At 71.4% G+C, this 24917-nt stretch carries 21 protein-coding genes; 13 read left to right on the plus strand and 8 right to left on the minus strand.

All coding sequences use genetic code 11. From position 1 onward, the window contains the following. Positions 1-2: 2 nt before the first annotated feature. From CCL05_RS24970 to CCL05_RS24990, 5 genes are read left to right on the plus strand one after another with little or no spacing between them, the layout of a single operon-like run. Positions 3-881, plus strand: coding sequence for a carbohydrate ABC transporter permease (locus CCL05_RS24970; protein WP_086562731.1), 879 nt, complete (start codon positions 3-5; stop codon positions 879-881). Further along, positions 878-1702, plus strand: coding sequence for a carbohydrate ABC transporter permease (locus CCL05_RS24975; protein WP_086562732.1), 825 nt, complete (start codon positions 878-880; stop codon positions 1700-1702). Before CCL05_RS24970 ends, CCL05_RS24975 begins: the two co-directional genes overlap by 4 nt. Beyond that, complete coding sequence (locus tag CCL05_RS24980; RefSeq protein WP_086562733.1) at positions 1699-2787, plus strand: ABC transporter ATP-binding protein; 1089 nt, start codon at positions 1699-1701, stop codon at positions 2785-2787. Before CCL05_RS24975 ends, CCL05_RS24980 begins: the two co-directional genes overlap by 4 nt. Then, positions 2784-3608 carry a DeoR/GlpR family DNA-binding transcription regulator gene (locus CCL05_RS24985; protein ID WP_086562734.1) on the plus strand — a complete coding sequence of 275 codons (825 nt, stop codon included), beginning with the start codon at positions 2784-2786 and terminating at the stop codon, positions 3606-3608. The genes CCL05_RS24980 and CCL05_RS24985 overlap by 4 nt, the downstream gene beginning before the upstream one ends. Next, positions 3586-4665 carry an ABC transporter ATP-binding protein gene (locus CCL05_RS24990; RefSeq protein ID WP_086562735.1) on the plus strand — a complete coding sequence of 360 codons (1080 nt, stop codon included), beginning with the start codon at positions 3586-3588 and terminating at the stop codon, positions 4663-4665. The genes CCL05_RS24985 and CCL05_RS24990 overlap by 23 nt, the downstream gene beginning before the upstream one ends. A 36-nt stretch (positions 4666-4701) precedes the next feature. Here CCL05_RS24990 and CCL05_RS24995 read toward each other — a convergent pair whose 3' ends face one another. Then, positions 4702-5898, minus strand: a complete 1197-nt coding sequence (locus CCL05_RS24995; RefSeq protein ID WP_086562736.1) for an RNA-guided endonuclease InsQ/TnpB family protein — start codon at positions 5896-5898, stop codon at positions 4702-4704. A gap of 59 nt (positions 5899-5957) precedes the next feature. Between CCL05_RS24995 and CCL05_RS25000 the strand changes: the two genes are divergently transcribed. The 4 genes from CCL05_RS25000 to CCL05_RS25015 are packed head-to-tail and all read left to right on the plus strand — an operon-like array spanning position 5958 to position 9717. Next, positions 5958-6983: a 2-hydroxyacid dehydrogenase gene (locus CCL05_RS25000; protein WP_086562737.1), complete on the plus strand. Its 1026-nt coding sequence runs from the start codon at positions 5958-5960 to the stop codon at positions 6981-6983. 30 nt (positions 6984-7013) lie between these two features. Beyond that, a complete protein-coding gene (locus CCL05_RS25005) occupies positions 7014-8438 on the plus strand; it encodes an FGGY-family carbohydrate kinase (protein WP_086562738.1) in 1425 nt (474 codons plus the stop codon). Between the two features lie 26 nt (positions 8439-8464). Then, the gene (locus tag CCL05_RS25010) at positions 8465-9496 is read left to right on the plus strand and encodes a glycerophosphodiester phosphodiesterase family protein (RefSeq protein ID WP_086562739.1); all 1032 of its coding nucleotides are present in this window, start codon (positions 8465-8467) and stop codon (positions 9494-9496) included. Continuing rightward, the gene (locus CCL05_RS25015; protein WP_086562740.1) at positions 9496-9717 is read left to right on the plus strand and encodes a hypothetical protein; all 222 of its coding nucleotides are present in this window, start codon (positions 9496-9498) and stop codon (positions 9715-9717) included. Before CCL05_RS25010 ends, CCL05_RS25015 begins: the two co-directional genes overlap by 1 nt. Before the next feature lie 9 nt (positions 9718-9726). Here the strand turns inward: CCL05_RS25015 and CCL05_RS25020 are convergent, their stop codons facing one another. Beyond that, complete coding sequence (locus CCL05_RS25020; RefSeq protein ID WP_086562741.1) at positions 9727-10362, minus strand: mycothiol-dependent nitroreductase Rv2466c family protein; 636 nt, start codon at positions 10360-10362, stop codon at positions 9727-9729. Positions 10363-10499: 137 nt separating this feature from the next. Here CCL05_RS25020 and pepN point away from each other — a divergent pair, with 137 nt between their 5' ends. The 4 genes from pepN (at position 10500) to CCL05_RS25040 (ending at position 15932) form a co-directional block, all read left to right on the plus strand. Next, the gene (gene pepN, locus CCL05_RS25025; RefSeq protein WP_086562742.1) at positions 10500-13079 is read left to right on the plus strand and encodes an aminopeptidase N; all 2580 of its coding nucleotides are present in this window, start codon (positions 10500-10502) and stop codon (positions 13077-13079) included. Between the two features lie 196 nt (positions 13080-13275). Continuing rightward, on the plus strand, positions 13276-14313 hold the full coding sequence (locus CCL05_RS25030; protein ID WP_167409609.1) for a hypothetical protein: 1038 nt from the start codon (positions 13276-13278) through the stop codon (positions 14311-14313). Positions 14314-14583: 270 nt separating this feature from the next. Continuing rightward, positions 14584-15195, plus strand: coding sequence for an ECF RNA polymerase sigma factor SigK (sigK, locus tag CCL05_RS25035; RefSeq protein WP_167409610.1), 612 nt, complete (start codon positions 14584-14586; stop codon positions 15193-15195). Further along, complete coding sequence (locus CCL05_RS25040) at positions 15192-15932, plus strand: anti-sigma factor (RefSeq protein ID WP_086562744.1); 741 nt, start codon at positions 15192-15194, stop codon at positions 15930-15932. Before sigK ends, CCL05_RS25040 begins: the two co-directional genes overlap by 4 nt. A gap of 3 nt (positions 15933-15935) precedes the next feature. On the opposite strand, the gene CCL05_RS25045 is transcribed toward CCL05_RS25040, so the two are convergent. Genes CCL05_RS25045 through CCL05_RS25070 form a run of 6 tightly spaced genes read right to left on the minus strand, consistent with a single transcriptional unit; the run spans position 15936 to position 24829 of the window. Then, on the minus strand, positions 15936-16658 hold the full coding sequence (locus CCL05_RS25045) for a 4'-phosphopantetheinyl transferase family protein (protein ID WP_086562745.1): 723 nt from the start codon (positions 16656-16658) through the stop codon (positions 15936-15938). 14 nt (positions 16659-16672) lie between these two features. Beyond that, positions 16673-17686, minus strand: a complete 1014-nt coding sequence (gene sbnA, locus CCL05_RS25050) for a 2,3-diaminopropionate biosynthesis protein SbnA (protein ID WP_086562746.1) — start codon at positions 17684-17686, stop codon at positions 16673-16675. 44 nt (positions 17687-17730) lie between these two features. Further along, complete coding sequence (gene sbnB, locus CCL05_RS25055) at positions 17731-18798, minus strand: 2,3-diaminopropionate biosynthesis protein SbnB (protein WP_086562747.1); 1068 nt, start codon at positions 18796-18798, stop codon at positions 17731-17733. After that, complete coding sequence (locus CCL05_RS25060; RefSeq protein ID WP_086562748.1) at positions 18795-19802, minus strand: TauD/TfdA family dioxygenase; 1008 nt, start codon at positions 19800-19802, stop codon at positions 18795-18797. Before CCL05_RS25060 ends, sbnB begins: the two co-directional genes overlap by 4 nt. A 30-nt stretch (positions 19803-19832) precedes the next feature. Next, positions 19833-22295 carry a non-ribosomal peptide synthetase gene (locus CCL05_RS25065; protein ID WP_086562749.1) on the minus strand — a complete coding sequence of 821 codons (2463 nt, stop codon included), beginning with the start codon at positions 22293-22295 and terminating at the stop codon, positions 19833-19835. Further along, positions 22295-24829 (minus strand): Pls/PosA family non-ribosomal peptide synthetase, encoded by a 2535-nt coding sequence (locus CCL05_RS25070; RefSeq protein WP_086562750.1) that lies wholly within the window; start codon positions 24827-24829, stop codon positions 22295-22297. Before CCL05_RS25070 ends, CCL05_RS25065 begins: the two co-directional genes overlap by 1 nt. Positions 24830-24917 lie beyond the last annotated feature (88 nt).

Consider the following 24917-nt stretch of genomic DNA (forward strand, 5'->3'; position numbering starts at 1 on the left):
CCATGCGGCTCGCGCTGCGTCCGTACCTCCTGATCGTGCCCGCGCTGCTGCTGACCTGCGGGATCCTCTACCCGTTCGGGCTCGGCCTGTACTACACGCTGTTCGACTTCTCGGCGAGCAAACCGCAGCCGGACATGGTGCGGTTCGAGAACTACACCACCGTCTTCACCCAGGAGGCGTTCTGGAACTCGGCGTGGGTGACGGTGCTGTACGCGGTCGGGGCGGCCCTCGCCGAGACCCTGCTCGGGGTGGCCGTCGCCCTGCTGCTGCACCGCTCGACCCTGGTGGGCCGGGTGCTGGAGAAGATCCTGATCCTGCCGCTGATGATCGCCCCGGTCATCGCGGCGATCATCTGGAAGCTGATGCTCCAGCCGTCCGTGGGGGTCGTCAACCACCTGCTGCGCCCCTTCGGTCTGGGCGGGGTGCAGTGGACGGACACCCCGACGGGCGCCCTGCTGTCGTCGATCGCCGTGGACGTGTGGGTCTACACGCCGTTCGTGGCGATCCTCGCCCTCGCCGGTCTGCGGTCGCTGCCCACCTCCCCGTTCGAGGCGGCGGCCGTGGACGGCGCGGGGTGGTGGTACACGTTCCGGCGGCTGACGCTGCCGATGCTGTGGCCGTACGTGCTGGTGGCGGTGATCTTCCGGTTCATGGACTCGCTGAAGGTGTTCGACATCATCTACGCCCTGACGGAGGGCGGGCCCGGTGACTCGACCGTCGTCCTCCAGATCCGGGCGTATCTGGAGGCCATCCGCTTCCAGCGCTACTCCTTCGGGATCAGCTACACGATCGTGCTGTGGGCCGTGGTGTATCTGGCCGCGATGGTGCTGGTGAAGCACCTGGGGAAGATCCAGCGGAAGGCCGCGGAGGTCACCACATGAGGAAACGCCTGCTGGGGTGGCTCGCGGACGCCGCTCTCGTCCTCTACTTCGTCTTCGCGCTGTTCCCGATCGCCTGGATGGTGATCCTCTCCCTGAAACCCGCCGACCAGCTCTTCAGCACGTACTTCTCCTTCTCCCCGACCCTCGACGGCTACCGGACGGTCCTCGGCGACAGCGAGGGCATCCCGTTCGTGCGGTTCTTCGTCAACAGCCTGGTGGTGTCGGTGGGGGCGGTCGTGCTGTCGCTGGTCGTCGGGCTGCCGGCGGCGTACGCCTCGGCGCGGTGGCGGTTCAAGGGCTCGGAGAACCTGATGTTCACGCTGCTGTCGTTCCGCTTCGCGCCCGAACTGACCGTGATCATCCCGCTGTTCGTGCTGTACCAGAAGCTCGGGCTGTTCGACACGTACGTCGGCATGGTGTGGGTGCTGCAACTGGTCACCCTGCCGCTGATCGTGTGGATCATGCGGTCGTACTTCGCCGACCTCACGCCCGAGCTGGAACAGGCGGCCCTGCTCGACGGCTACACCCGCAAGCAGGCCTTCTTCAAGGTGGCCCTGCCGCTGGTCAAGCCGGGCATCGCGGCCGTGTCCCTGCTGGCGTTCATCTTCGCCTGGAACAACTTCGTCTTCCCGCTGATCCTCACCTCCAACGAGGCCCAGACGGTGACCGTGGGCGCGCTGTCCTTCCTCGGCGGCGACCGGCCCAAGTACAACCTGACGGCCGCCGCCGCGCTGGTGTCCGTCGTACCGCCGCTGCTGCTGGCACTGACGATCCAGCGGTATCTGGTGCGGGGACTGTCGTTCGGGGCGGTGAAGTCATGATCCGGCTGAGCGGGATACGGAAGGCGTACGGGAAGACCGTCGCGCTCGACGAGCTCGAACTGGAGGTCCGCGAGGGCGAGTTCTTCTGCCTGCTCGGCCCCTCGGGCGCGGGCAAGACCACGACGCTGAAGACCGTCGCCGGACTCGAACAGCCCGACTCCGGCACGGTCGCGCTCGACGGCAAGGACATGCGGGGTGTGGAGCCCTACGACCGGGGTGTGGCGATGTGCTTCGAGAGCTACGCCCTCTACCCGCACCGCTCGGCCTACGACAACCTCGCCTCGCCGCTGCGCTCGCCCCGGCACCGGCTGCCCGCCGCCGAGGCCCGGCAGCGGATCGGCGCGATCGCCGAACTGCTGGGGATATCGGGGCTGCTGGACCGGCCCGTGGGCCGGCTGTCCAACGGGCAGCGGCAGCGCGTCGCCCTCGGCCGGGTGCTGGTCCGCCCCGCCCGGGCCTTCCTCCTCGACGAGCCGCTCTCCCACCTCGACGCCAAGCTCCGCCAGCAGATGCGGGCCGAACTGAAGGCGATCGGGGCCGTGCAGCACACCACCACCCTGTACGTCACCCACGACTCGGTCGAGGCGCTGGCGCTCGGGGACCGGATCGGGGTGATCCGGCAGGGGCGGATCGTGCAGACGGGCACGCGGGAGGAGATCTGGTACCGGCCGTACGACACGGAGGTCGCGCGGGCCTTCGGGCGGCCCCGGATCAATCTGCTGCCCGGGGTCGTGACGGAGAGGGGGGTGCGGTCGGACGGCGGGGTGGAGCTGCCGGTCCGGGCGCAGGCCCCGGCGGGCACCGAGGTCCTCGTCGGCATCCGCCCCCGGGACATCGCCCTGCACGGCGAGGGCCACGAGGTGTCCGGGACGGTGTACGTCACCGAGGTGCTCGGCCGGTCCGTCGAGGTCACCGTCCGGCTCGGGACCGGGGAGCAGCGGGTGTCGCTGGTGGCCCCCCGGGCGGACGCGGCACGCCTTCGTCCGGACGATCCGGTACGGCTCGCGGTCCGGCCTGAGAACCTGCTGCTGTTCGAGGCCGACCGGCCGGAGCGACCGGGACGACGGATAGAGACACAGCGATGAGCAGCAGCAGTGGTGGACAGCAGGGGCCGGCGGCGCGGCAGGCCGCCATGGCCGAGCGGGTGCTGGCCGACGGATCGGCGACGGCGGCGGAGCTCGCCGAGCGGTTCGGGGTGAGCCTGATGACCATCCACCGGGACCTCGACGAGCTCGAACGGCAGGGCATCGTACGGAAGTTCCGGGGCGGGGTGACCGCGCAGCCGTCGGGGGTCTTCGAGTCGAACGTGCAGTACCGGCTGAAGACCATGCGGGCCGAGAAGGCCGCCGTGGCCGAGCACGCGCTGCGCATGGTGGAGCCCGGCATGGCGATCCTGCTGGACGACTCCACGTCCACCCTGGAGATAGCCCGGCGGCTGCGCACGGGCGAGGTGACACCGCTGACGGTCGTCACCAACTTCCTGGAGGCGATCAACCTGCTGGCCGACCAGCGGGGCATCCACCTGATGGCGCTCGGCGGCGACTACGACCCGCTGCACTCCTCGTTCCTGGGGGTGTCCTGCGTGGAGGCGGTCGAGCAGTTGCGGGTGGACGTGTGCTTCGCGTCGACGTCGGCCGTGCACGCGGGCTACGCCTACCACCAGGAGCAGCACATCGTGTCCGTGAAGCGGGCGATGCTCGACGCGGCGGCACGGAACGTCCTGCTGATCGACCACACCAAGCTCGGCCGGGTCGCCCTGCACCGGGTCGTCCCGCTGTCCCGCTTCGACACGCTCCTCGTGGACGACGGGGCGTCGGCGGAGGCGCTGCGGGACCTGGACGAGCACAAGGTCCGTTACGAGGTCTGTGCGACGAAGGGCAGCGATGACCGAGCTGGAGCTACGTGATCTGCGCAAGACCTACCGGGCCCGGGGCCGTCCGGGCGTGGACGCCGTGCGCGGCCTCGACCTGGCCCTGCGTTCCGGGGAACTGCTGGGGCTGCTCGGCCCGTCGGGCTGCGGCAAGTCGACGACGCTGCGGATGATCGCCGGGCTGGAGTCGGTGACCGGCGGGGACATCCTCGTCGGCGGGGCGTCGGTGGTCGAGCGGCCCGCGCAGCAGCGGAACATCGGGGTCGCGTTCGAGAACTACGCGCTGTATCCGCCGCTGTCGGTCGCGGAGAACCTGGCGTTCGGGCTGAAGGCCCGGCGCAAAGCCGCCCGCGGGGACGTCGACCGCAAGGTGAAGGAGATCGCCGAGCGGGTCGGTCTGACCGACCTCCTCGACGCCCGCCCGGCCGGCCTGTCCAGCGGTCAGAAGCAGCGCGTGTCGCTGGCCCGGGCCCTGATCCGCGAGCCGGACGTGCTGCTGCTCGACGAGCCGCTGTCCCATCTGGACGCGGCCCAGCGGGACACCACCCGGCGCGAACTCAAGCGCATCCAGAAGGACCTGGGCCACACCACGATCCTGGTCACCCACGACCAGGAGGAGGCCCTGTCCCTCGCCGACCGGATCGCCGTGATGAAGGACGGCGTCATCCAGCAGCTCGGCACCCCCTACGAGATCTACGACAGCCCGGCCAACGTGTTCGTCGCGGACTTCGTCGGGGAGCCCGCGATCACACTGCTGCCCGGCATCGCCGACCGCGACGGCCGGGCCCGCCTCTCCGACACGGTGCGGATCGCGCTGCCCGTGCCGGTGGAGGAGGGGCGGGAGGTGGTGGTCGGGATCCGCCCGGAGGACGTCCGGCTCACCGCCGAGGACGGCCTGCCCGCCCGGGTCGTCGCCCATGAACCCCTGCTGGAGTCGGGCCTGGCGACCCTCGCCCTCGACGGGGTCGAACGGCACCTGGTCGTCCTCACCGACCCCGAGGTACGGCTCGCCCACGACGAGCGGGTCCGGGTCGCCCCCGACCTCCGGCACACCCATGTCTTCGACGCCGAGACAGGAGAAGCCCTGCGTTGACTTCCATCCTCTCCGTCAGGAGGGGATTCCTACGGCTCACGCCCGTAGGGCTTCCTGCTTCATCGCCGACTGCCCGCCCGGAGTGCTCCGTTGAGGTCTTACACCGGCTCCACAGGCCGACACCGCCAGCCCGGCGGCCAGAAGATTCTTCGCCGCGTTCTCGTCGCGGTCGTGGCTGGTACCGCATCCGCCGCACGTCCAGGTACGCATGTGAAGCGGCATCCTGTCCTGCAGCATTCCGCAGTTCGAGCACAGCTTGGAGGAAGGGAACCAGCGGTCGACAGCGATCACTTCGCGGCCATACCACTGGGCCTTGTATTCCAGCATGCTTCGAAAGTCACTCCACGCCGCGTCGGAGATAGCGCGGGCAATATTGCGGTTCTTCAGCAGGTTTCGAACACTCAAGTCCTCGATCACGATCGTTTGGTTGTCACGAACGAGCCGAGTAGTGATCTTGTGCAGGTGGTCACGTCTACGGTCCGCAATGCGGGCGTGGATTCGTGCAACCTTCCTGCGGGCCTTGGCCCGGTTGGAACCGTTTCCCCTGGCCTTGCGGGAAAGTTCCCTCTGGGATTTCGCGAGGCGTTTTCGGTCCCTTCGCTCATGTCGGGGATTGGTGATTTTTTCCCCGGTCGAGAGGGTCAGCAGGTGGTTCAGCCCTGCGTCGATACCAACCGCCGCTTCCGCGTCGGGGAGCGGCCTGATTCCGGGATCTTCGACAAGAAGGGACACGAACCAGCGGTCGGCCGCGTCCTGAGATACTGTCACCGTCGATGGCTGCGCGCCCTCGGGCAGCGGCCGAGACCACACAATTTCCAGCGGCTCCGCCATCTTGGCCAGCGTCAGCTTGCCGTGGCGAAAGCGGAACGCGCTCGTGGTGTACTCGGCAGACTTCCGCGACCTCTTGCGCGACTTGAACCGGGGATACCTTGCCCGCTTCAAGAAGAAGTTTGTGAACGCTGTCTGCAAATGTCGCAACGCTTGTTGAAGCGGTACAGAGGAAACGTCGTTGAGATAGGCCAGTTCCTCCGTCTTCTTCCACGCAGTCAGCATCGCGGATGTCGTGTTGTAGTTGATACGTTCCCGCCGCAGCGCCCATGCCTCCGTACGGGCCGCCAGCGCCATGTTGTAGACCTTGCGCACGCACCCGAACGTGCGCGACAGCTCGGCTGCCTGGGCATCGGTCGGATAAAAGCGATACTTGAATGCCCGCTTCACATGCTTGGCCTTCACGACTCACAAGGTAGCGCGGCATCTTGTGAAATGCCGCCAGGCTTTGGAAGGGACAGCAAATGACCGAACCAGTACGTGTCCTGGCCGCCGGTGACCACTTCGTCCTGCCGTCGCTGATCACACGGGCGGTGGAGCACGAGGTGGAGCGGGCCCGGGTGACGGAAGTGACACTCGGCTGGCCGCTGGAGCCGTTCGGGCCGGTCGCCGAGGTGCAGGAGGCCAGTGACGCCGAGGACGAGATGATCGAGGCGCTGGCCGGGGCGCAGGTGCTGGTCACGCAGATGGGGCCGGTCACCGAGAGGGTGCTCGCCGCCTGTCCGGACCTGAGGCTGGTCGTGGTCTGCCGGGGCGGGCCGGTCAACGTCAACCTGGACGCGGCCAAGCAGCGTGACGTGCGGGTGTGCTTCGCGCCGGGCCGCAACGCCGCCGCCACCGCGGAGTTCACCGTCGGCATGATGCTGGCCGCGCTGCGCCGCATCCCCCAGGCCCACGACCCGCTGGCCCGGCAGGGCAGCTGGGAGGGCGCGACGTACTACACGTACGAGCGCAGCGGTCTGGAGCTGGAGGACCTGCCCGTCGGGCTGGTCGGATACGGGGCCGTCGGCAGCCGGGTGGCCCGGGTGCTGTGCGCGTTCGGGGCGCGGGTGATGGTGTACGACCCGTATGTGCACGGCGAGATCCACGGACTGCGCGTGACCTCGCTGGACGAACTCCTGGGCCGCTCCCAGGTGATCACCCTGCACGCCCGGCTCACCCCCGAGACCCGGGGGCTGATCGGCGCCCGGGAGCTGGGGCTGCTGCCGTCCGGCGCGGTGGTGGTGAACGTGGCCCGGGGCCCGCTGCTGGACGAGGGTGCGCTGTGCGACGCGCTGGAGAGCGGGCGGGTGTCGGCGGCGGCGCTCGACACCTACGAGCGGGAGCCGCTGCCCGCGGATTCGCGGCTTGTCGGGCTGGCCGACCGTGTCGTCCTGACCCCGCATCTGGGTGGTGCGTCGCGCGCGGTGGCGCAGAAGGCGGCGCGGATCGCCGCCGAAGAGGTGGGCCGCTGGGTGCGCGGCGAGCCGCTCGCGCACTGCCTGACCTGAGGTCTTGAGAGGACCCTTGAGGGGAGCCGCATGTACGTCGGTATCGATGTGGGCACGTCCATGGTCAAGGCGGCGGCCTTCGACGACACGGGCCGGGAACTGGCCGTGTCCTCCCGCCCGGTGGACCTGACCTTGCACGGCGGGTTCGTCGAGCAGGACATGGACGAGGTGTACGGGGCGGTCGTCGCGGTGCTGGACGAGGTCACCGGGCGGGTCCCGGGGCCGGTGGAGCTGGCCGGGCTCACCGGGCAGGGCGACGGGGTGTGGCTGGTCGACGGGGAGGGGCGGCCGGTGCGGGCGGCGGCCTCCTGGATGGACGGGCGGGCGCACGAACTGGTCGACCGGTGGCTGGCCGACGGCACGTTCGAGACAGTGTTCCGGCGGACCGGCAGCGCGATGTTCCCGGGCTGCCCGGGGCCGCTGCTGGCCTGGCTGGACAGCAACGAACCGAAGGCGCTGGATGCCGCGAAGGCCGCCCTGTACTGCAAGGACATGGTGTTCCAGCGGCTGACGGGGGCGGGCCCGGCGACGGATGTGTCGGACGCCTCGATGCCGTTTTTGGACCCGCGCACCCGGACGTACGACAACCGGGTCGTGGAGCTGCTGGGGCTCACGCACCGGCGCGGGTTGCTCGCCCCGGTGAGCGACCCGGTCGCGACGGCCGAGGCGCGGGGAGAGGGCCTGCCGTCCGGCACCCGGATCGCGAACGGCCCGTACGATCTGCCCGCCTGCGCGCTGGGCGCCGGGGTGACGGCCCCCGGGGACGGTCTGCTGATCGTCGGCACCTGTCTGGCCAGCCTGGTCGCCACGACCGAACTGGACCTGAGCGGCGAGCCCGCGGGCCTGTACATCTCCACGGACCGGCCCGGCCACTGGCTGCGCGCCATGCCCGCGATGGTCGGCACGGCGGCCCTGGACTGGGTGCTGTCCACGACGGGCGTGCGGCACGAGGAGGTGGACGGCCTGCTGGCGCAGACGCCGCCGGGCGCGAACGGCGTCCGTGTGCTGCCGTACTTCGCGCCCTCCGGGGAACGGGCCCCCTTCGTCGAGCCCCGGCTGCGCGCCGAACTCACCGGTGTCTGTCTGGAGTCGACCCGGGGCGATCTGGTCCGCGCCACCTGCGAGGGCATCGGGTACGCCGCCCGGCACTGCCTGGAGGCGGCGGGCCTCGACGGGAATCTGGCCGTCTGCGGCGGCGGCACCCGCAGCCCCGCCTGGATGCGGCTGCTCGCCGACGTGCTCGGCCGGCCGCTGCGGGTCGTCGAGGGCGAGGTCGGTGCCCGGGGCGCGGTCCTCGCGGCGGCCGAGCGGTACGGGGTGCCGCTGGACGCGCGGGCGTGGACCCGGCCGACGGAGGTCGTCGAGCCGGACCCGGCCCGGGCGGCGTACTACACCAAGGGCTATGAGGAGCACCTGGTCCGGCTCGCGCAGGCGCGGGCCCGGGCCCGTACATGAATCCGCCTACCGGGAAAGGGAGTCGCATGCGGCTCGGACGGAGATCTCTGCTGCTCGCGGCGGCCGCGGGAACAGCCACAGCCGCCACAGCCGCCACAGCGGCGGCCGAACCCCGCGGGGGCCCGGTGGTCATCGGCCACCGCGGCGCGGCCGGCTGGCGCCCCGAGCACACGGCCGCCTCGTACACGTACGCCGTGCAGACGGGCGCCGACTGGATCGAACCGGACCTGGTGCCGACGAAGGACCATGTACTGGTGGTCCGGCACGAGAACGAGATCTCCCAGACCACCGACGTGGCCCGCCGGCCGGAGTTCGCCGGCCGCCGCACGACGAAGACGGTCGACGGCCGGTCCGTGACCGGATGGTTCACGGAGGACTTCACCCTCGCCGAGCTGAAGACGCTGCGGGCGGTGGAGCGGCTGCCGCAGGTCCGCGACCGCAACACGGTCTTCGACGGGCGCGAGGAGGTCATGACCTTCCAGGAGGTCGTCGCTCTGGCGCGGAAGCTGTCGAAGGCGCACGGCCGGACGATCGCGGTCTTCCCGGAGACCAAGCACCCGACGTACTTCCGGTCCATCGGGCTGCCGCTGGAGCCGAAGCTGGCGGCCGCGATCCGGCGGGCCCGGCTCGGCCCGCGCGAGTGCGTCGTGCAGTCCTTCGAGCCGACGAGCCTGCGGCGCATGACGGGCCTGGGCGTACCGCTGTGGCAGGCGCTGGGGACGACGGGCGGGCCGTACGACCTGGCCACGACGACCTACCGGGAGATGATGACCCCGGACGGGCTGGCGGACATCGCGGAGTACGCGGAGTGGATCGGCCCGGACAAGTCGTCGCTCGTCGGCACGTCACTCCTCGCGGACGCCCACGCGGCGGGCCTGCGTGTGGGGCCGTACACCTTCCGGGCGGAGAACCAGTTCCTGCCGGCGGACTTGCGACGGGGAACCGGACCGAACGATTTCGGGGACGCGTTCGGCGAATACGCGCTGTACTACCGCATGGGGGTCGATGCGGTCGTAACCGACTTCCCGGACCTGGCGGTGATGGCGAGGAGGGGCTGATGTTCTTCAGGGACAAGCACTGCCCGACCTGTGGCGGCAGCGGTACGCAGGTGTTCACACCGCTCAAGCCCGAGGAGAGAAAGGCGCTCGGGACGCACCGCACCGACCTGTGGCGCTGCACCGCCCCGGGCTGCCGGTGGTATCAGCCCTGGGGCCATCAGGCCGGCGGGGGCCGGCTCCCGGAGGAACTGCAGAACCCGGGAGCCGACGCCTCGGTGTGACTCCGGGACTCAGAGGTTGGAGAAGTCCGGGCCCTTCGTGCGGGTGCGCTTGATCTCGTAGAAGCCGGGGACGGAGGCCACGGCGAGGGTGCCGTCCCAGAGGCGGGCGGCCTCCTCGCCCTTGGGGGCCGGGGTGACGACCGGGCCGAAGAAGGCGAGCTGCTCGCCGTCCGCGCCGGGCACGGCGATGACCGGGGTGCCGACCTCCTGGCCGACCTTGTCGATGCCCTCCTTGTGGGAGGCGCGCAGCTCGGGCTCGTACCGGGTGCCGTCCCAGTGCTCCATGAGGGAATCGGGCAGGCCCACGTCCTTCAGGGCGGCGGCGACGGTCTCCTTGCCGTGGCCCTCGCCCTGGTTGTGGATACGGGTGCCGAGCGCGGTGTAGAGGTCGCCGAGCACCTCGGCGCCGTGCTCCTGCTGTGCGGCGATGACGACCCGGACAGGGCCCCAGCCCGTCTCCAGCAGCTCGCGGTACCTCTCGGGCAGCTCGTCCAGCTTGTCCTCGTTGAGCACGGAGAGGCTCATGACGTGCCAGCGAACCTCGATGTCCCTGACCTTCTCCACCTCCAGCACCCAGCGGGAGGTCATCCACGCCCACGGGCACAGCGGGTCGAACCAGAAGTCGACGGGGGTCTTGTCCGACATGTCTCTCCTCGTGAGGAAACCGTTTCTCCGGCAACGTCTCCGCGCGCTCCGGTCATTCCCGGCTGCCTCGTGTCAGGGGCACGTGGCAGGATCGTTGCTGTTCAGCCGTATCCGACGACGCTTGAGGAGTTCCGCCCGTGCCCGGTGAGAATCTGTCCCGCGACGAGGCCCGCGAGCGGGCCGCCCTGATCGGCGTCGACGGGTACGAGGTGTCCCTCGACCTGCGGTCCGCGGTCGGTGAGGACGGCACCGACGGGCCCCGCACGTTCCGGTCGGTCACGACCGTCCGGTTCCGCTGCAACGAGCCCGGCGCGAGCACCTTCGCCGATCTGATCGCCCCGAGTGTGACGGCCGTCTCGCTCAACGGCCGGGATCTGGACCCCGGCGAGGTCTTCGACGGCTCGCGGATCACGCTGGAGGACCTGGCCGCCGACAACGAGCTGGTGGTCGACGCGCAGTGTGCCTACTCCCGCACCGGCGAGGGCCTGCACCGCTTCGTCGACCCCGAGGACGGCGAGGTGTACCTGTACACGCAGTACGAGCCGGCCGACTCCCGCCGCGTCTTCGCCAACTTCGAGCAGCCGGACCTCAAGGCCCCGTTCCGCTTCGAGGTGCGGGCGCCGGAGGGCTGGACGGTGTGGAGCAACGGGGTGGGCGAACGGGCCGACGGCGTGTGGCGGTTCGCCGAGACCAAGCCGATCTCGACGTACATCACGTGTGTGGTGGCGGGCCCGTACCACTACGTGACCGACACGTACTCCCGTACGTTCGAGGACGGCACGACGCTGGAGATCCCCCTCGGCGCCCTGTGCCGCAAGGGCCTCGCGCCCCACTTCGACTCCGAGGACGTCTTCCTGGTCACCAAGCAGGGCCTGGACTTCTTCCACGACCACTTCGACTACCCGTACCCGTTCGGGAAGTACGACCAGGCGTTCGTGCCCGAGTACAACCTGGGCGCGATGGAGAACCCGGGTCTGGTCACCTTCCGGGAGGAGTTCATCTTCCGGGGCAAGGTGACGCAGGCGTCCTACGAGGGCCGGGCCAACGTCATCCTGCACGAGATGGCGCACATGTGGTTCGGCGACCTGGTCACCATGGAGTGGTGGGACGACCTGTGGCTGAAGGAGTCGTTCGCGGACTTCATGGGCGCGTTCTCACTGGTCGGCGCGACCCGCTTCGCGGGCGGCTGGATCACCTTCGCCAACCGCCGCAAGTCCTGGGCCTACCGGGCCGACCAGCTGCCCTCCACGCACCCGATCACGGCCGACATCCGCGACCTCCAGGACGCCAAGCTGAACTTCGACGGCATCACGTACGCCAAGGGCGCGTCGGTGCTGAAGCAGCTCGTGGCGTACGTGGGCCAGGACGCGTTCCTGGAGGGCGCCCGGCGCTACTTCAAGCGGCACGCGTACGGCAACACGCGCCTCGCTGACCTGCTGTCGGTGCTGGAGGAGACCAGCGGCCGGGACATGAGCGCCTGGGCGCGGTCCTGGCTCCAGACGGCCGGCGTGAACGCGCTGACCCCGCAGCTGCTGCTCGATCCGCAGGGCCGCGTGGAGGAGCTGGCGGTGGTGCAGGAGGCGGCCGAGTCGCATCCGGAACTGCGCCCGCACCGGGTGGCGGTGGGCCTGTACCGGGCGACGGACAACGGGGCGGTCGAGCGGTACGCGCGCGCCGAGGTGGACGTCGACGGTCCGCGGACGGTCGTGGCGGAGCTGTCCGGCGCCGAGGCGCCCGACCTGGTCCTGGTCAACGACGACGACCTGACGTACTGCAAGATCCGCTTCGACGAGACCTCGCTGGCGACGCTGCGCGAGCACCTGGGGTCGGTGACCGATCCGCTGGCGCGTGCCCTGTGCTGGTCGGCGCTGTGGAACATGACGCGGGACGCGCTGCTCCCGGCGGGGGACTTCGTGGACCTGGTGCTGCGGTTCGCGGGAGGCGAGTCCGAGATCGGCGTGGTGCAGATGCTGCACGCGTGGGCCGAGTCGGCGGTCACGCACTACGCGGCGCCCGCACGGCGGGAGACGACCGCCCGCCTCCTCGCCGAGGGCGCGCGGCGCGAGCTGTACGCGGCCGGGACGGGCAGCGAGCACCAGCTGGCGTGGGCGCGGTTCTTCGCCCGGACGGCCACCGCCGATGCGGACTTCGAGCTCCTGAGTGACCTGTTGGCGGGCACGGCCTCGGTCGAGGGCCTCGACCTGGACCAGGAGCTGCGGTGGGTGTTCCTTGAGCCGCTGGCCGCGCACGGGGCGGTCGACGAGAAGGCGCTGGCCGAGGAACTGGCCCGGGACGACACGGCCTCCGGCAAGCGCCACCAGGTGCGCTGCCTGGCCGCCCGGCCGTCGGCGGCGGTCAAGGCGCAGGCGTGGGCACAGGTCGTGGAGTCGGACGCGCTGTCCAACGCCATGGTCGAGGCGACCATCGCGGGCTTCTCCCAGGGCTCGCAGCGGGAGTTGCTCGCGCCGTACGCGCAGAAGTACTTCGCGGCGATCGAGCGGGTGTGGGCCGAGCGGTCCATCCAGATCGGGATGCATGTGGTGCAGGGCATGTTCCCGTCGCTCCAGCAGTCCCCGGAGACCCTCGCCGCCACGGACGCGTGGCTTCAGGCCCACCGGGAGGCGGCCCCGGCCCTGCGCCGGCTGGTGCTGGAGGCCCGGGACGACCTGGCCCGGGCGCTGCGCGCGCAGCAGTGCGACGAGGCCGCCGGCCAGTAGCTTTGGCCTGAGATCGGGGCGTTCCGCCATCGTTACGAGATGCGTGCCCCGCGAGCCGTAACCCCTGGTCCGCACCCGAACGGACCAGGGGCTTTCGGCATCCGAACACCCGTCCTTTAGGGCTGGGTTGTCCGTATTTGTCGACGGGCCTGTAACAGCGGTTAAAGACCGGTCGGAGCACGGGAAATTGCCGGTCATGACCCACAACACCCCGCTCTCCCCGCGCCCCCTGCACGACCTGTCCGGCCGCGGCCGGCTCCGTGTGATGACGGTCGCGCAGCTCCGCTCGCACGGCGTGACGACGTCCGAGACGAACGAGCAGTGCAGCCCCGGCGGACCCTGGCAGCAGCTCCTCCCGGGCGTCGTGCTGCTCCACCCGGGCCCGCCGACCAGCGAGGAGCGGCTGCACGCGGTGCTGATGTACGCGGCGCGCGAGCGCGGCACGGGTGTCCCCGCCCAGCCCGGCGCGGGCCAGGGGCACGCCGCCCACCCGGAGGCGATGATCACCGGCCTGGCCGCCCTGACGCTGCACGGCTTCTCCTCCACTCCCCCGCTGCCGTCCCTGGACGCGATCGACGTCCTGGTCCCGCGGCTGCGCCGGCTGCGCTCGACGGGCTGCGCGCGCATCGTCCGCGGCGCCGCGCTGCCCGCCCCCGAGCAGGTCACGGGCCTGCCGGTGGCCCCCGTCGCCCGCGCGCTGGCCGACGCGGTGGCCGGCCTGACGGACGCCGGCCTCGTGCGGCGGCTGATGACGGAGGCGGTGCGCGGCGCCCACTGCGAGCCGGCGGCGGTGGTGCGGGAGCTGAACCAGGCGCGGCTGCTGAGCCGCCCGCACGTGGTGGACGCGGTGGAGTCCCTGCTGGCCGAGGGCCGGGCGATCGCGGAGGGCCGCCTGTACCGGATGGTGCGGGAGTACGGCCTGCCCGACCCGGCCTGGAACGTGGACCTGCGTCTGCCCGGCGGCCCCTACCTCGGCGGCCTGGACGCGTACTGGCCGGACCACGCGGTGGCGGTGGAGCTGGACACGCGGGCGCCACGGCAGGACGACGACGCCCTGTGGTCCGAGTACGCCCGCAAGCGGGGGCACCTGGAGCGCCTCGGCATCACGGTCGTCCACATCACGCCCAGGAAGCTCCGCGACAGTCCGGAACAGCAGGCGACGGTGGTCCGCACGGCCCTGATGGCCTCGGCCGACCGTGACCCGGCCGCGTATGTCGAGGTGCTGCCCCGGTAGTGACGGAGCGGGGGCAGGACCAAGGAGGGGAGAGGAGGGGCCGCCGGAGTCGCCCGGCGGCCCCTCCTCGCACTCCGGCGGTGACTGATCATGATCTGTCGCGGCGGCAGCTTCGAACAAAAGGTGAGGGGAAACTCCCCGTGCCGCCCCGCCCGGTGCGAGGCCCGCCGTTCGCTGCGGCAGGCAGGTGAATCTGTCAGACGGACGGCCTCGGACCGGATGCGCCGCTCGCGGAAGGGGGCCAGTGTCGAGCTGAGGCGAGGAGGCGCGATGGACCGAGGAGCCGGAGACCGGAGGGAGGGCGACACGCAAGGGCGACGAGGAGGGTCGGGGGACGACCCCGGGCTGGACGAGTTGCTCGTCCGCGCCGCCGACGGCGACGAAGAGGCCTTCGCCGAGCTGTACGACGCCCTGGCGCACACGGTGCTGGGGCTGGCCTGCCGTGTGGTGGGGGACAAGGCCCAGGCGGAGGAGGTGACCCAGGACGTGATGGTGGAGGTGTGGCGGACCGCCGACCGGTTCCAGCCGGCGCGCGGAGCCGCCCGGAACTGGGTGCTCACCCTCGCGCACCGCCGCGCGGTGGACCGGGTACGGTCCGTCACCGCGGGCCGCGTCCGCGAGCTGCGCGCCGCGGTCATGGAGCAGGAACGGTCCTTCGACACCGTCGCCGAGGAGGTCGAGGTGCGCGAGGAGCAGCGCACGGTCTTCCGCTGCCTGGCCCAGCTGGCCCGCGAGCTGAGGCTGCCGCTGGTGCTGGCCTACTACCAGGGGTTGACGTACGCGGAGGTCGCCGAGGCGCTCTCGACACCGGCGGGGACCATCAAGTCACGGATGCGCCAGGGGCTGCGGCGCCTGCACGACTGCATGGAGGCCGCTTCGTGAACCTCACCGACGACCCCCACCTCGCAGTCGGAGCGTACGTGCTGCACGCGCTGCCGCCCGGTGAGGAGACCGACTTCGAGAAGCACCTGGCCGTGTGCGGCCCATGCCGTCGGGAAGTCGATCAGCTGTCGAGTGCGGCCGTTCGGCTGGGGGCGGCCGAGACGAGCACACCCTCCACGGACCTGCGCCGCCGCGTGCTCGACGAGATCGTCACCGTACGCAAGGGCCGGTCCCGCACAGGCGGGGCCCGGCGCCGACGCCGCCGGTGGGGTCTGAAGCCGGCGCTGGCGGCGGCCGTGGCGGTGGCCGCGGCTCTCGGAGGCGTCGCCTGGTGGCAGAGCTCCGAGGCCGACACCGCACGCGAGCAGTCCGCGCAGGAGCGTGCCGAGTACCGGCACCTCGCCGATGTCCTCACGGCCCCCGACGCCACGATCAGCAGCAAGGAACTCACGGGCGGCGGGACCGCCAGCGTGGTCGCCTCCCGGGCGCGGGGCCGGTCCGCGCTCATCGCCTCCGGACTGCCGCAGCTCACCGGCGACCGGGTCTACGAACTCTGGTACGCCGAATCGGGACGGTACCGGCCGGCCGGACTGCTGTCCTCCGCGGGCGGACATCAGGCATCTGTGCTGGACGGGCGCCTCGAAGGGGCCACTGCCGTCTGTGTCACCGTGGAACCGGCCGGCGGCTCCGCCCAGCCCACCACCGTCCCCGTCGCCTTCATCTCCGTCCCCCGTTGACGATCACTGCTCGGCCACCGCCACGGCGGCCGCACACCCCCTCCCCACCGCCACGTCGTCGATCGCCCAGCCCGGCACCCGGCTGGGCCCGCGCGCGGAAGCGCCGAGATGGTCGCGGCGGAGGTCACGTCCCAGTCCGGTGCCGAGCCCTTTCAGATACGCCTCCTTGCGCGTCCACACACGGGCGAAGGCGGCCGGGCGCCGGTCGGGCGGACACGCGGCGAGTTCGGCGGCCTCCCGGGGATGCAGCGTCGCCGTGAGGGCGGAGACGACGTCGCAGGCGGGCAGCCGCTCGATGTCCGCGCCGACCGCTGTGTCCGCGAAGGCGAGAAGGCAGAGCCCGGCGGTCCGGGAGACGGAGAAGCACAAGGGCACACCGGGCACGTCGGGCCGGCCGTGCGGGGCCCGGCACACGGGGCAGGGGCGCCGCACCAGCGGTACCTCCGACGGCTCGACGCCGAGGTAGGCACCGAGGAGCAGGCGCAGGCACACGTGGGCGACCCGGTAGCCGTCCCTGTCCGCCGCCCGGTGAAATGCCGCGGCCCGCGCCCTTTCCCCGCTGTCCAGGACCACATCCGCGAGCGGGGCCACGACGCCGCGGAGCTCCTCCACCCGGGCCAGCCACAGCCGGGGCCGACCGGGGCGGGGCGGCTCCGGGAGCCGGGTCCAGGCGGCGGGCGTGAGCCGTTCGGGACGCGGGACCGGTCTCGCGGGGAGGGGGCACACGGCGACGGCCGCCTTCAGTCGGAGGGGGCTCGCACGGCGCGGGGGTCTTCGATTCCGCCGGCGGGCGACACCGGCGGGGCGAGCGCGTCGCCGCCGTACAGGGCCTGCACCCAGTTGCTCTGATAGATCGTGTCGAGGTAGCGCTCACCGAGGTCCGGGGCGATCGCGACGGGCGTGAGGCCCGGCGTTCCGTGCCGGGCGAGCCAGCTCGTCGCTCCGCTGACGACCGTGCCGGTCGAACCGCCGAACAGGAAGCCCCGCCTCGCCAAGTTCTGACAGGTACGGATGGCGTCGGCCTCCTCGACGCGGACCGCCTCGTCGACGTAACTCTCGTCGAGCAGGGGAGGCCTGAGGCTCATGCCCAGTCCGGGAATCATCCGCCGTCCGGGCGGGTCGCCGAAGATGGCGGAGCCGACACTGTCCACCGCGACGATCCGCACCGGCCGGTGCCAGGAGCGGAACCAGCGTGCGCAGCCCATCAGCGTGCCGGTCGTGCCGACACCGATGAACAGGACGTCCAGGTGCGGGAACCAGCGGGCGATGGCCGGGGCCGTCCTGAAGTAGTGGGCCCTCCAGTTGTCGGGGTTGGTGTACTGACTCAGCCACACATAACGGTCGTCCGCGGCGCACAGATCGCGCAGGTGCGCCAGCCGCGCGCCCAGCAGACCACCCGTGGCGTGCTCCTCGGAGACGACGTGGACCTGGCTGCCCAGGGCCTCCATCATCAGCCGGGTGGCCAGGTTGCACCGGGAGTCCGTCACGCAGACGAAGCGGTAGCCCTTGCTCGCGGCGATCATGCTCAACGCCACGCCCAGATTGCCGGAGGAGGACTCGATCAGGATCGAGTCCCGCCTGAGGGTCCCGCTCCGCTCGGCGGACTCCACCATCTCGGTCGCGGCCTTCAGCTTGATGGAACCGGCGAAGTTGAAGCCCTCGCACTTGAGGAAGAGCCGGTGTCCCGTGATCGGCTCGAGGTCGACGTACAGGTCCTCCTCGTTGAAGGCTTGGGGTACGGAAATGACTGGCACGATGTTCTCCTCGTCCAGGGCCGGACGGTGGCCGGGTGCCGTCCTCAGCCGTGCCGGCTCAGTTCGTGAAAGAAGTGGTCGATGACCTGCAGTCCTCCGGAGCGGGCCACTTCGTCGTAGACGTAGGAGCCGACCGCGAGGTCCAGCACGCCCAGGCCGAACGGCGAGAAGACCGCCGGACGGTCGGGCGGCACCGTCACGCGGCCGGCCATCACGTCGTCGAGCGTGCCGAGCAGGAAGTCGCGGTTGCCGGTGAGGCGTTCGGTGAGGTGCGGCGAGGTGGCGGCCCTGAGGCAGTGGTCGATGTCGTCGACGACGTTGGTCGCGCTGAGCAGCACCTGCGGCGCGAGGTCGCGCAGCGACACGTGCAGCACCACCGGGTTGTGCCGGAACCACGACGGCTCGCTGATGTGCGGCCGGTCGGCGACCGTGGCGAAGACGATCAGATCGCTGAGCCGGATCAGCTCCTCGGCGCTGCGGTGCACGGTGACGCGTCCGACGGCCCCGGACTGCTCCAGGTAGGTGCGGAAGCCGGCAGCGCTGTCGGGAGACAGATCATGCACACCGATGGTGTCGAAGGACCAGCCGGTGCCCTCCAGGTAGGTGTGGATGTAGCGGGCGATCAGGCCCGCCCCGACGAACCCCAGGCGGATGGGGCGGGGTCGTCCCCTGCTGAGCCGGTCGGCGGCCGACGCGGCGGAGGCCGCGGTCCTGGCGGCGCTGATGATCGAGCTCTCCATGCAGGCGAACGGGTAGCCGGTGGTGGGATCGTTGAGGATGAGGACGGCTGACGCCCGGGGGATGCCCGAGGCGACGTTGGCGGGGAAGCTGGAGATCCATTTCAGTCCGTCCACCCGGCCCTCGCCGCCGAGCGAGGCGGGCAGGGCGATGATCCGTGACGTCGGCCGGTCGGGGAAGCGCAGGAAGGAGGACGGCGGGTTGACCGTGCGGCCGGCGCCGTGCAGGCGGTAGGTCGCCTCGACGACCTCCACCACGGTCTTCTCCCGGCCCTGGAGCACTTCCTTGACCTGGCTTCCGGGGATCACGGCGAAGGACGGCACGGCGGGGGTGTCCGTCGGGGCGGTCTGCGGTGCGGTGTGCAGGGTGGTCATGCCGCTTCCCTCCCCGTCCGCGGTCCGGGAAGGCCGGGACGCACGGGGTCGGCCATCGCCACCACGATGTTCCGCGGTCCCCGGTAAGCCTCCCGGCTGTGCGCGGTGCGGATGTTGTCCACGAGCATCAGGTCCCCGCGCTGCCAGGCCCGGCGTACGGTGTGGGCTTCGTACGTCTTGTTGATCTGCTCGACGACGTCCGGGGGCACCGGGTCGCCGTTGCCGTAACGGGTGTTGAAGGGCAGCCCGTCCGGCCCGTACTCCTCGATCAGGAACTCCCTGACCTCGGGTGCCATCGTCCACTCGTTCAGGAAGGCGATCTGGTTGAACCAGCAGTGCCGGCCGGAGACCGGGTGCGGCACGACGGCGGGCCGGTGCTGGCGCGTCCGCAGCGAACCGTCCGGCTGCCAGGACCAGTCGATCGCGTGGGCACGGCAGTAGGCCTCGACCGCGCCGCGATCGTCGGTGCCGAAGGACTGACCGAGCGTCGCGCCGATCCCCTCGTTGTAGGCCCTGTCGAGCAGCCAGCCCTCCCGGGCGAAACGGTCCACGAGTTCGGCGGGCAGCGCGTGCAGCACCTCGGTGGCGTCGGCCACCGCGGTGGCACCGCCTTCGACGGGCGGCTCCAGACACGCGAACATCAGCAGGCCGGGACACTCGAAGGCGTAGCTGAGTTCGTGGTGCATGCACATGGGCTGGTTGGGCGGCCATGCCGAGGACGAGTAGACGCCGTCGGCGTGGCGGTCGCGGGCGGCGAACCCCTCGCGTTCGGCCACGGGGCGCTCGGCCACCTGGCGCAGGACCGACTCGACGTCGGCCGGGGTGCGCAGGCCGAGGCCCCGGACGACGAGCGCTCCCCGCTCGGCGACGAGTTCACGCAGCGCGTCCCGTCGGCCGGCCGCCCAGTCCGCCGCGTCCCGGGTGTCTGCGGCATCGAGTACCGCAAGGCCGTCCGGAGCCGGTGCCGTGGTGGCCCTGTTCTTCCGGAAGAGTGCCGACAGCATGGGGATCTCCTCTCGTACTCCTCGTGTCCGTCACGGTTCTCCGCCGGTCCGGCTGTCGATCAGCCGGGCCAGGTCGGCCAGTACGGGGCGGTCGGCGAGGTCGCGCGGGGAGATCACCCGGCCCAGCGAGACCGCGAGCCGTACCGCCGACAGGGAGGTGCCGCCCAGGTCGAAGAAGTTGTCGTCCCGGCGGATCCGTCCGGACGGCAGGCCGAGTTCCGCCTCCCATTGCGCCGCGAGCCGCCGTTCGGCCGGCGTCCGCGGGGCGCCCCGGGCGTCCCGGGCCGGACCGAGGTCCTCGGCGAGCGCCGCGAGCGCCTTGCGGTCGGTCTTGCCGTTGGCGGTGAGCGGCAGGCGGTCCAGCTGGTGGAAGGACACCGGGATCATGTAGGCGGGGAGCAGGTCCGCGAGCCGTTCCCGCAGTTCCTCGGCGGTCACCGCACCCGCGCTCGTGCAGAAGGCCGCCAGCTGGCGGCCGTGCCCTTCCGCACCGGTCACCACGACCGCGCAGTCCGTGACACCGGGCACGCGCAGCAGCGCGTTCTCGACCTCGCCGATCTCGACCCGGAAGCCCCGGATCTTCACCTGCGCGTCCCGGCGGCCGAGGAACTCCAGTTTCCCGTCGGGCCGCCAGCGGCCGAAGTCCCCGCCTCGGTAGAGCCGTTGGCCGGGGCGGTGGGGGTCGGGCAGGTAGGCGAGCCGGGTGCGTTCGGCGTCGTTGACGTAGCCGCGACCGACGCACACCCCGGAGAAGACGATGGCACCGGGCGCCCCGAGCGGAACCGGGAGCAGGTTGTCGTCGACGACGTACTGGTACACGTTGGCGATGGGCCGGCCGAGCGGGATCCGGTCGGTGCCGGGCGCCCGGTCCATCACCTCGTGGTTGGTGTCGTCGGACGTCTCGGTCAGTCCGTAGGCGTTGACCAGTCGTACGGCGGGACCGGTGGCGAACCACCGCTGGACCAGCTCCCCCCGCAGGGCCTCGCCGGTGACGGACACGCACCGCAGGTCCGGCAGATCCCGGGGGCGGCGTTCCAGGGCGGACAGGATGACGTCGAGGTAGGACGGCACGAGTTGCAGGACGTTGACGCGGCCCTCGGTGATCGTGTCCAGGAACCGGTCCGCGTCGAGGATGGCGTCCTGCTCGACCAGCAGGGTCCGCCCGCCCGTCAGCAGCCCCGCGAGCAACTGCCACAGTGAGATGTCGAAGCACTGCGAGGCCGTCTGCGCCACCACGGTGCCCTCGCCGATGCCCAGGTCGTCGATCTTGGCGTACAGGTGGTTCAGCAGGCCGGCGTGCTCGCACATGGCGCCCTTCGGCTCCCCGGTGGAGCCGGAGGTGAAGAAGACGTACGCGAGCCGGTCCGCCGGTATGTCCAGGCCGAGGTCCGTTCCGTCGGCGGCCCGGTCGGTGACGTCCGGGACGAGCAGCCGCCGGGTCCCGGGGAGCGATGCGAGCGCCCGGTCCAGCTGCCCGGTGCTGTCCGGTTCGGTGAGGACGTACGAGCAGCCGGCCCGGGTGAGCATCGCGGCGATGCGGCCGGCCGGGTGACGCGGGTCGACGGGCAGGTACCCGGCGCCTGCCTTGAGGACGCCGAGCACGGCGGCCGCCCAGTGGAGGTCGCGCTCGGTCACCACGGCGACCGTGTCCTCGGGTCCGAGCCCCTCGGCCAGCAGGGCGCGGGCCAGCCGGTTGGCCCGCGTGTTGAGGTCCGCGTACGTCCGGCTGCGGCCCTGGTGGACCACGGCGACGGCGTCCGGAGCCTTGCGCACCTGTTCCTCGAACAGTTCGTGGAACCGGCGGTCCGGCAGCGCACGGCGCGGCCCCGCCAGCCCGTCGACCTGGAACCGGAGTTCCTCCGCGGACAGCAGGCTGCGCCGGTCGTGCGGGGCGTCGGGGTCGTCCGCGATCGCCTCCAGCGCGGCGAGGTGGTAGCCGCCGATCCGCGCGGCACAGTCCGCGTCCAGCAGGTCCGTCCGGTGCCGCAGGCGCAGTACGAGCCGGCCGCCCTCCTCGCCCGCCGAGACGCCGAGGAGCACGCTGCCGTCGGCCGGGACGGTGACCTCCTGCCCGGCCGGGGCGAACACCGCTTCGGCTCCGGCCGCGGACGGTGAGCCGGTCCCGGGCGACGGCACCGCCGCCTCGGCCCGCCCGGCTTCCCGTACCAGCCGGCGCCAGGTGCCGGGCCCGACCGTCAGCTCGAAGGGCAGCGGCCCGGTCCGGCCCGGGAGCAGGCAGCCGCTGCGCACCTCGGGATCGCCGGAGAGCAGGGCGAGCACCTTCGCGTGGGCCGCGAGGAGGATCGCGGTGAGCGGCACGCCGAGTGCACGAGCCCGCCCGCGCAGGGCCACCGTCACGTCGCGGGGGACGCTCCTGACGTGCTCCCCGGTGCCGGGCACCGGCTCCTTCGCCCATCGGGGCAGGGCCGTGAAACCGCCCTCGGCCCTGCTGTCGCTTCCCAGGACGCGGGCGTCGGTCACTGTCGCCGCCATCACCGCGCACCTCCGCTTTCGTCGAGGGGACGGGCCGGATTCCCCGCCCAGCGGGCGTTCCCGGGAACCGTCTCGCCCTTCATGAGGAAGGAGTCCGCCGCCAGCACGGCGCCGTCACCGACCGTCACTCCGTAGTGCACGAGCGCTCCGACGCCGACGGTGCAGCCGGCGCCGAGCGCGCTGCGGTCCGACTTGAACGTGCCGTCCTCCTGGGAGTGGCACTGCAGGACACTGCCCGAGTTGAGGGTGCAGTCGTCCCCGATGGTGACCATGGGGCGCTCCGTCATGTGGCAGCCGTCGTCGAAGACCCGCGCCCCGATCCGGACGCCCAGCAGGCGCCATACGACGGTCTTGAACGGGGTGCCGTCGAGGAGGTGCAGATAGCTCTCGGACGGGACCTTCCAGTACCGCTCACGGCGCCAGAAGCGGCGGTCGTAGATCGAGCAGAACAACGGCTCCGGTGGGTGCGCGGCGATGACGGCCCGCTCGAGGAGGACGTAGTACAGGAAGGTGAACGGCAGCAGGGCGGTGTTGGCGAGCGCGAGGGCCACGGTGCCCCAGGCGGGGTACCGGCTCGCGGCGAACGCGAAGAACAGGGTGACGCAGAAGAAGAACAGCCATCCCGCCAGCAGATGGCATGCCATGGTGACGACGTTGTGCCGGTTCTTGGCCGCGAGGCGCCGGCGCAGGCCGGTCCCGTCCGTGAGCTCGTCGAAGGTGCTGTCCCGCGCCACCGACCGCGGGATCTCGAAGCAGGGGGAGCCGAGAAGTCCCGCGTCATGCCGGAGCGGTCCGCTGACGGGCACCGCCACCTTGGTGGCGAGGAGGCAGTTGTCACCGGTCCGGCCGCCGGCGGGGTAGGCGACCCGGTTGCCGACGAAGTTGTGCGCCCCGATCGCGGTCGGCGACAACCGGAAGGAGGTGCTGGAGTACTCGGCGTTCATCAGGGACAGTCCGTCCGCGACCATGGTCCCGGTGCCGATCCTGCTCAGGTAGGGGTTCTCGTGCTTGACCGCTGTGCCGAAGTTCGAGCCGGTCTGCTCCACGGGAGTCAGTCGATAGCCGATCCAGCGCAGGTAGTGCACGATGCAGGAGCTGTCGCCGAACAGACGCGTCAGGGATTTCCTGTTCGTCATCAGGACGATCGCCCGGTGCACGGAGTGGTGGAACCCGAAGAGCGGGTAGGTCCGGCCGGGCCGGACGAGCCGGCCCAGCAGCCGTGGGACGGTGGCCAGGACCACCAGGGCGGCGATCACACCGCCGAAGAAGACCACGGCCGTGACCACCAGCAGGTCGGTATAGAGCACCGTGGCCCCGCCCTTGACCACCGCGGATCCCTCCAGCACCCGGATGAGCAGCACGTCCAGGAGGCCCACCGCCAGCGGCAGGTACACCAGCAGCATCGTGAGGACCAGCAGGGTGCCGTGGACCGCTCGCCGTGCGGTGCCGCACCGGGCGGGCTCCACCTCCCGGAAGTCGTCGTCCGCGGGCTGGGCCGGAGAGCCCTGCCAGTGTTCGCCGTCGGGGACCGCCTGGCCGGTGTGCAGGCAGGACGCGTGCCCGAGCCGGGATGCGTCGCCGAGCCGGGTCCCGATGTCCAGCACGGTCACCTCACCGACGACCGCGCCGCGGCCCAGGGTGACCGGCCCCGTCTGGATGACCCCGTCGGCCGCGTTGTAGCAGCTCATCAGCGCGTCCTTGCGGACGAGCGCGCCGTCGCCGATGGTCAGCAGATCGGTGCAGACGGGGGCGGAGCGGGAAAGGATCGTCACCCCTGAGCCGATCCGCGCGCCCAGGGCCTTCAGGTACAGGGGGTAGAGCGGCGACCCGGCGAAAAGGATCAGCGGGCTCGACCGGATCAGTGTCTTGACCAGCCAGAACCGGAAGTAGGTGAGGCTCCAGACGCGGAACCGGCGTGGTGTGAACCGGCCGAACAGCAGCCACTTGGCGATCACGGGCAGGGCGCACAGCACGAGGAGCAGCGCGGCGCCGGACACGACGCTCCGCAGGTAGGCGTCGAGCGGGTGCGTATACGCGGAGATCCATTCGTAGCCCTGCGCGGTGACGGCGGCGACGAGGAACGCGTAGCCGAGAAAGGCCAGAAGCTGGAGTGCCCCGCAGAGCACGCGGTGGGGGCGGCCCGTCGGCGGCGCCGGTGCCGGGGCCTCGGCCTGTCCCCCGGGCAGTGCCGGCGGGGCGGGCCTCTCGGATCCGGGTGGCGTCGGGGTGCTGTCGAGCAGTGCGACCGCGAGGCCGCGGGCGGTCGGATGCCGGTAGACGTCGCGCATCGACACCGGCGGCAGGTCCGGGCGGTTCCGCACGCGCGCGCAGAAGTGCGCCATCACCAGGGAGTCGGCGCCGAGATCATCGAAGAAATTGCTGTCGAGCGGCACCTCGTCCAGACGGGCGACATCCGCCAGCAGCGCGGCGAGCCGCTCCGCCGCGGGGGTTACCGCGGGATGTGGCGGCGCTTCGTATGACCGGGCTCCCTCCATGACGCCCCTGGCCGCCTGCTGGAGTTGCTGTCCCTTCATGAGGAGGACCCCCTCGGCTGCGACTGTCGCGTGCCCTTCCTCGCTAGGGATTCGGAGCCGGGCAGCCGAGGGATGGAAGGTCATCCTG

It is taken from the genome of Streptomyces africanus (assembly GCF_002150735.1).
In the GTDB taxonomy this organism is placed as follows: domain Bacteria; phylum Actinomycetota; class Actinomycetes; order Streptomycetales; family Streptomycetaceae; genus Streptomyces; species Streptomyces africanus.

Excerpts from the sequence above, each read along its gene's own strand:
- CCL05_RS24970 (WP_086562731.1), top strand. The coding sequence starts at position 3 with ATGCGGCTCGCGCTGCGTCCGTACCTCCTGATCGTGCCCGCGCTGCTG.
- CCL05_RS24975 (WP_086562732.1), top strand. The coding sequence starts at position 878 with ATGAGGAAACGCCTGCTGGGGTGGCTCGCGGACGCCGCTCTCGTCCTC.
- CCL05_RS24980 (WP_086562733.1), top strand. The coding sequence starts at position 1,699 with ATGATCCGGCTGAGCGGGATACGGAAGGCGTACGGGAAGACCGTCGCG.
- CCL05_RS24985 (WP_086562734.1), top strand. The coding sequence starts at position 2,784 with ATGAGCAGCAGCAGTGGTGGACAGCAGGGGCCGGCGGCGCGGCAGGCC.
- CCL05_RS24990 (WP_086562735.1), top strand. The coding sequence starts at position 3,586 with ATGACCGAGCTGGAGCTACGTGATCTGCGCAAGACCTACCGGGCCCGG.
- CCL05_RS25000 (WP_086562737.1), top strand. The coding sequence starts at position 5,958 with ATGACCGAACCAGTACGTGTCCTGGCCGCCGGTGACCACTTCGTCCTG.
- CCL05_RS25005 (WP_086562738.1), top strand. The coding sequence starts at position 7,014 with ATGTACGTCGGTATCGATGTGGGCACGTCCATGGTCAAGGCGGCGGCC.
- CCL05_RS25010 (WP_086562739.1), top strand. The coding sequence starts at position 8,465 with ATGCGGCTCGGACGGAGATCTCTGCTGCTCGCGGCGGCCGCGGGAACA.
- CCL05_RS25015 (WP_086562740.1), top strand. The coding sequence starts at position 9,496 with ATGTTCTTCAGGGACAAGCACTGCCCGACCTGTGGCGGCAGCGGTACG.
- CCL05_RS25020 (WP_086562741.1), bottom strand. The coding sequence starts at position 10,362 with ATGTCGGACAAGACCCCCGTCGACTTCTGGTTCGACCCGCTGTGCCCG.
- CCL05_RS25030 (WP_167409609.1), top strand. The coding sequence starts at position 13,276 with ATGACCCACAACACCCCGCTCTCCCCGCGCCCCCTGCACGACCTGTCC.
- sigK (WP_167409610.1), top strand. The coding sequence starts at position 14,584 with ATGGACCGAGGAGCCGGAGACCGGAGGGAGGGCGACACGCAAGGGCGA.
- sbnB (WP_086562747.1), bottom strand. The coding sequence starts at position 18,798 with ATGACCACCCTGCACACCGCACCGCAGACCGCCCCGACGGACACCCCC.
- CCL05_RS25060 (WP_086562748.1), bottom strand. The coding sequence starts at position 19,802 with ATGCTGTCGGCACTCTTCCGGAAGAACAGGGCCACCACGGCACCGGCT.
- CCL05_RS25065 (WP_086562749.1), bottom strand. The coding sequence starts at position 22,295 with ATGGCGGCGACAGTGACCGACGCCCGCGTCCTGGGAAGCGACAGCAGG.
- CCL05_RS25070 (WP_086562750.1), bottom strand. The coding sequence starts at position 24,829 with ATGAAGGGACAGCAACTCCAGCAGGCGGCCAGGGGCGTCATGGAGGGA.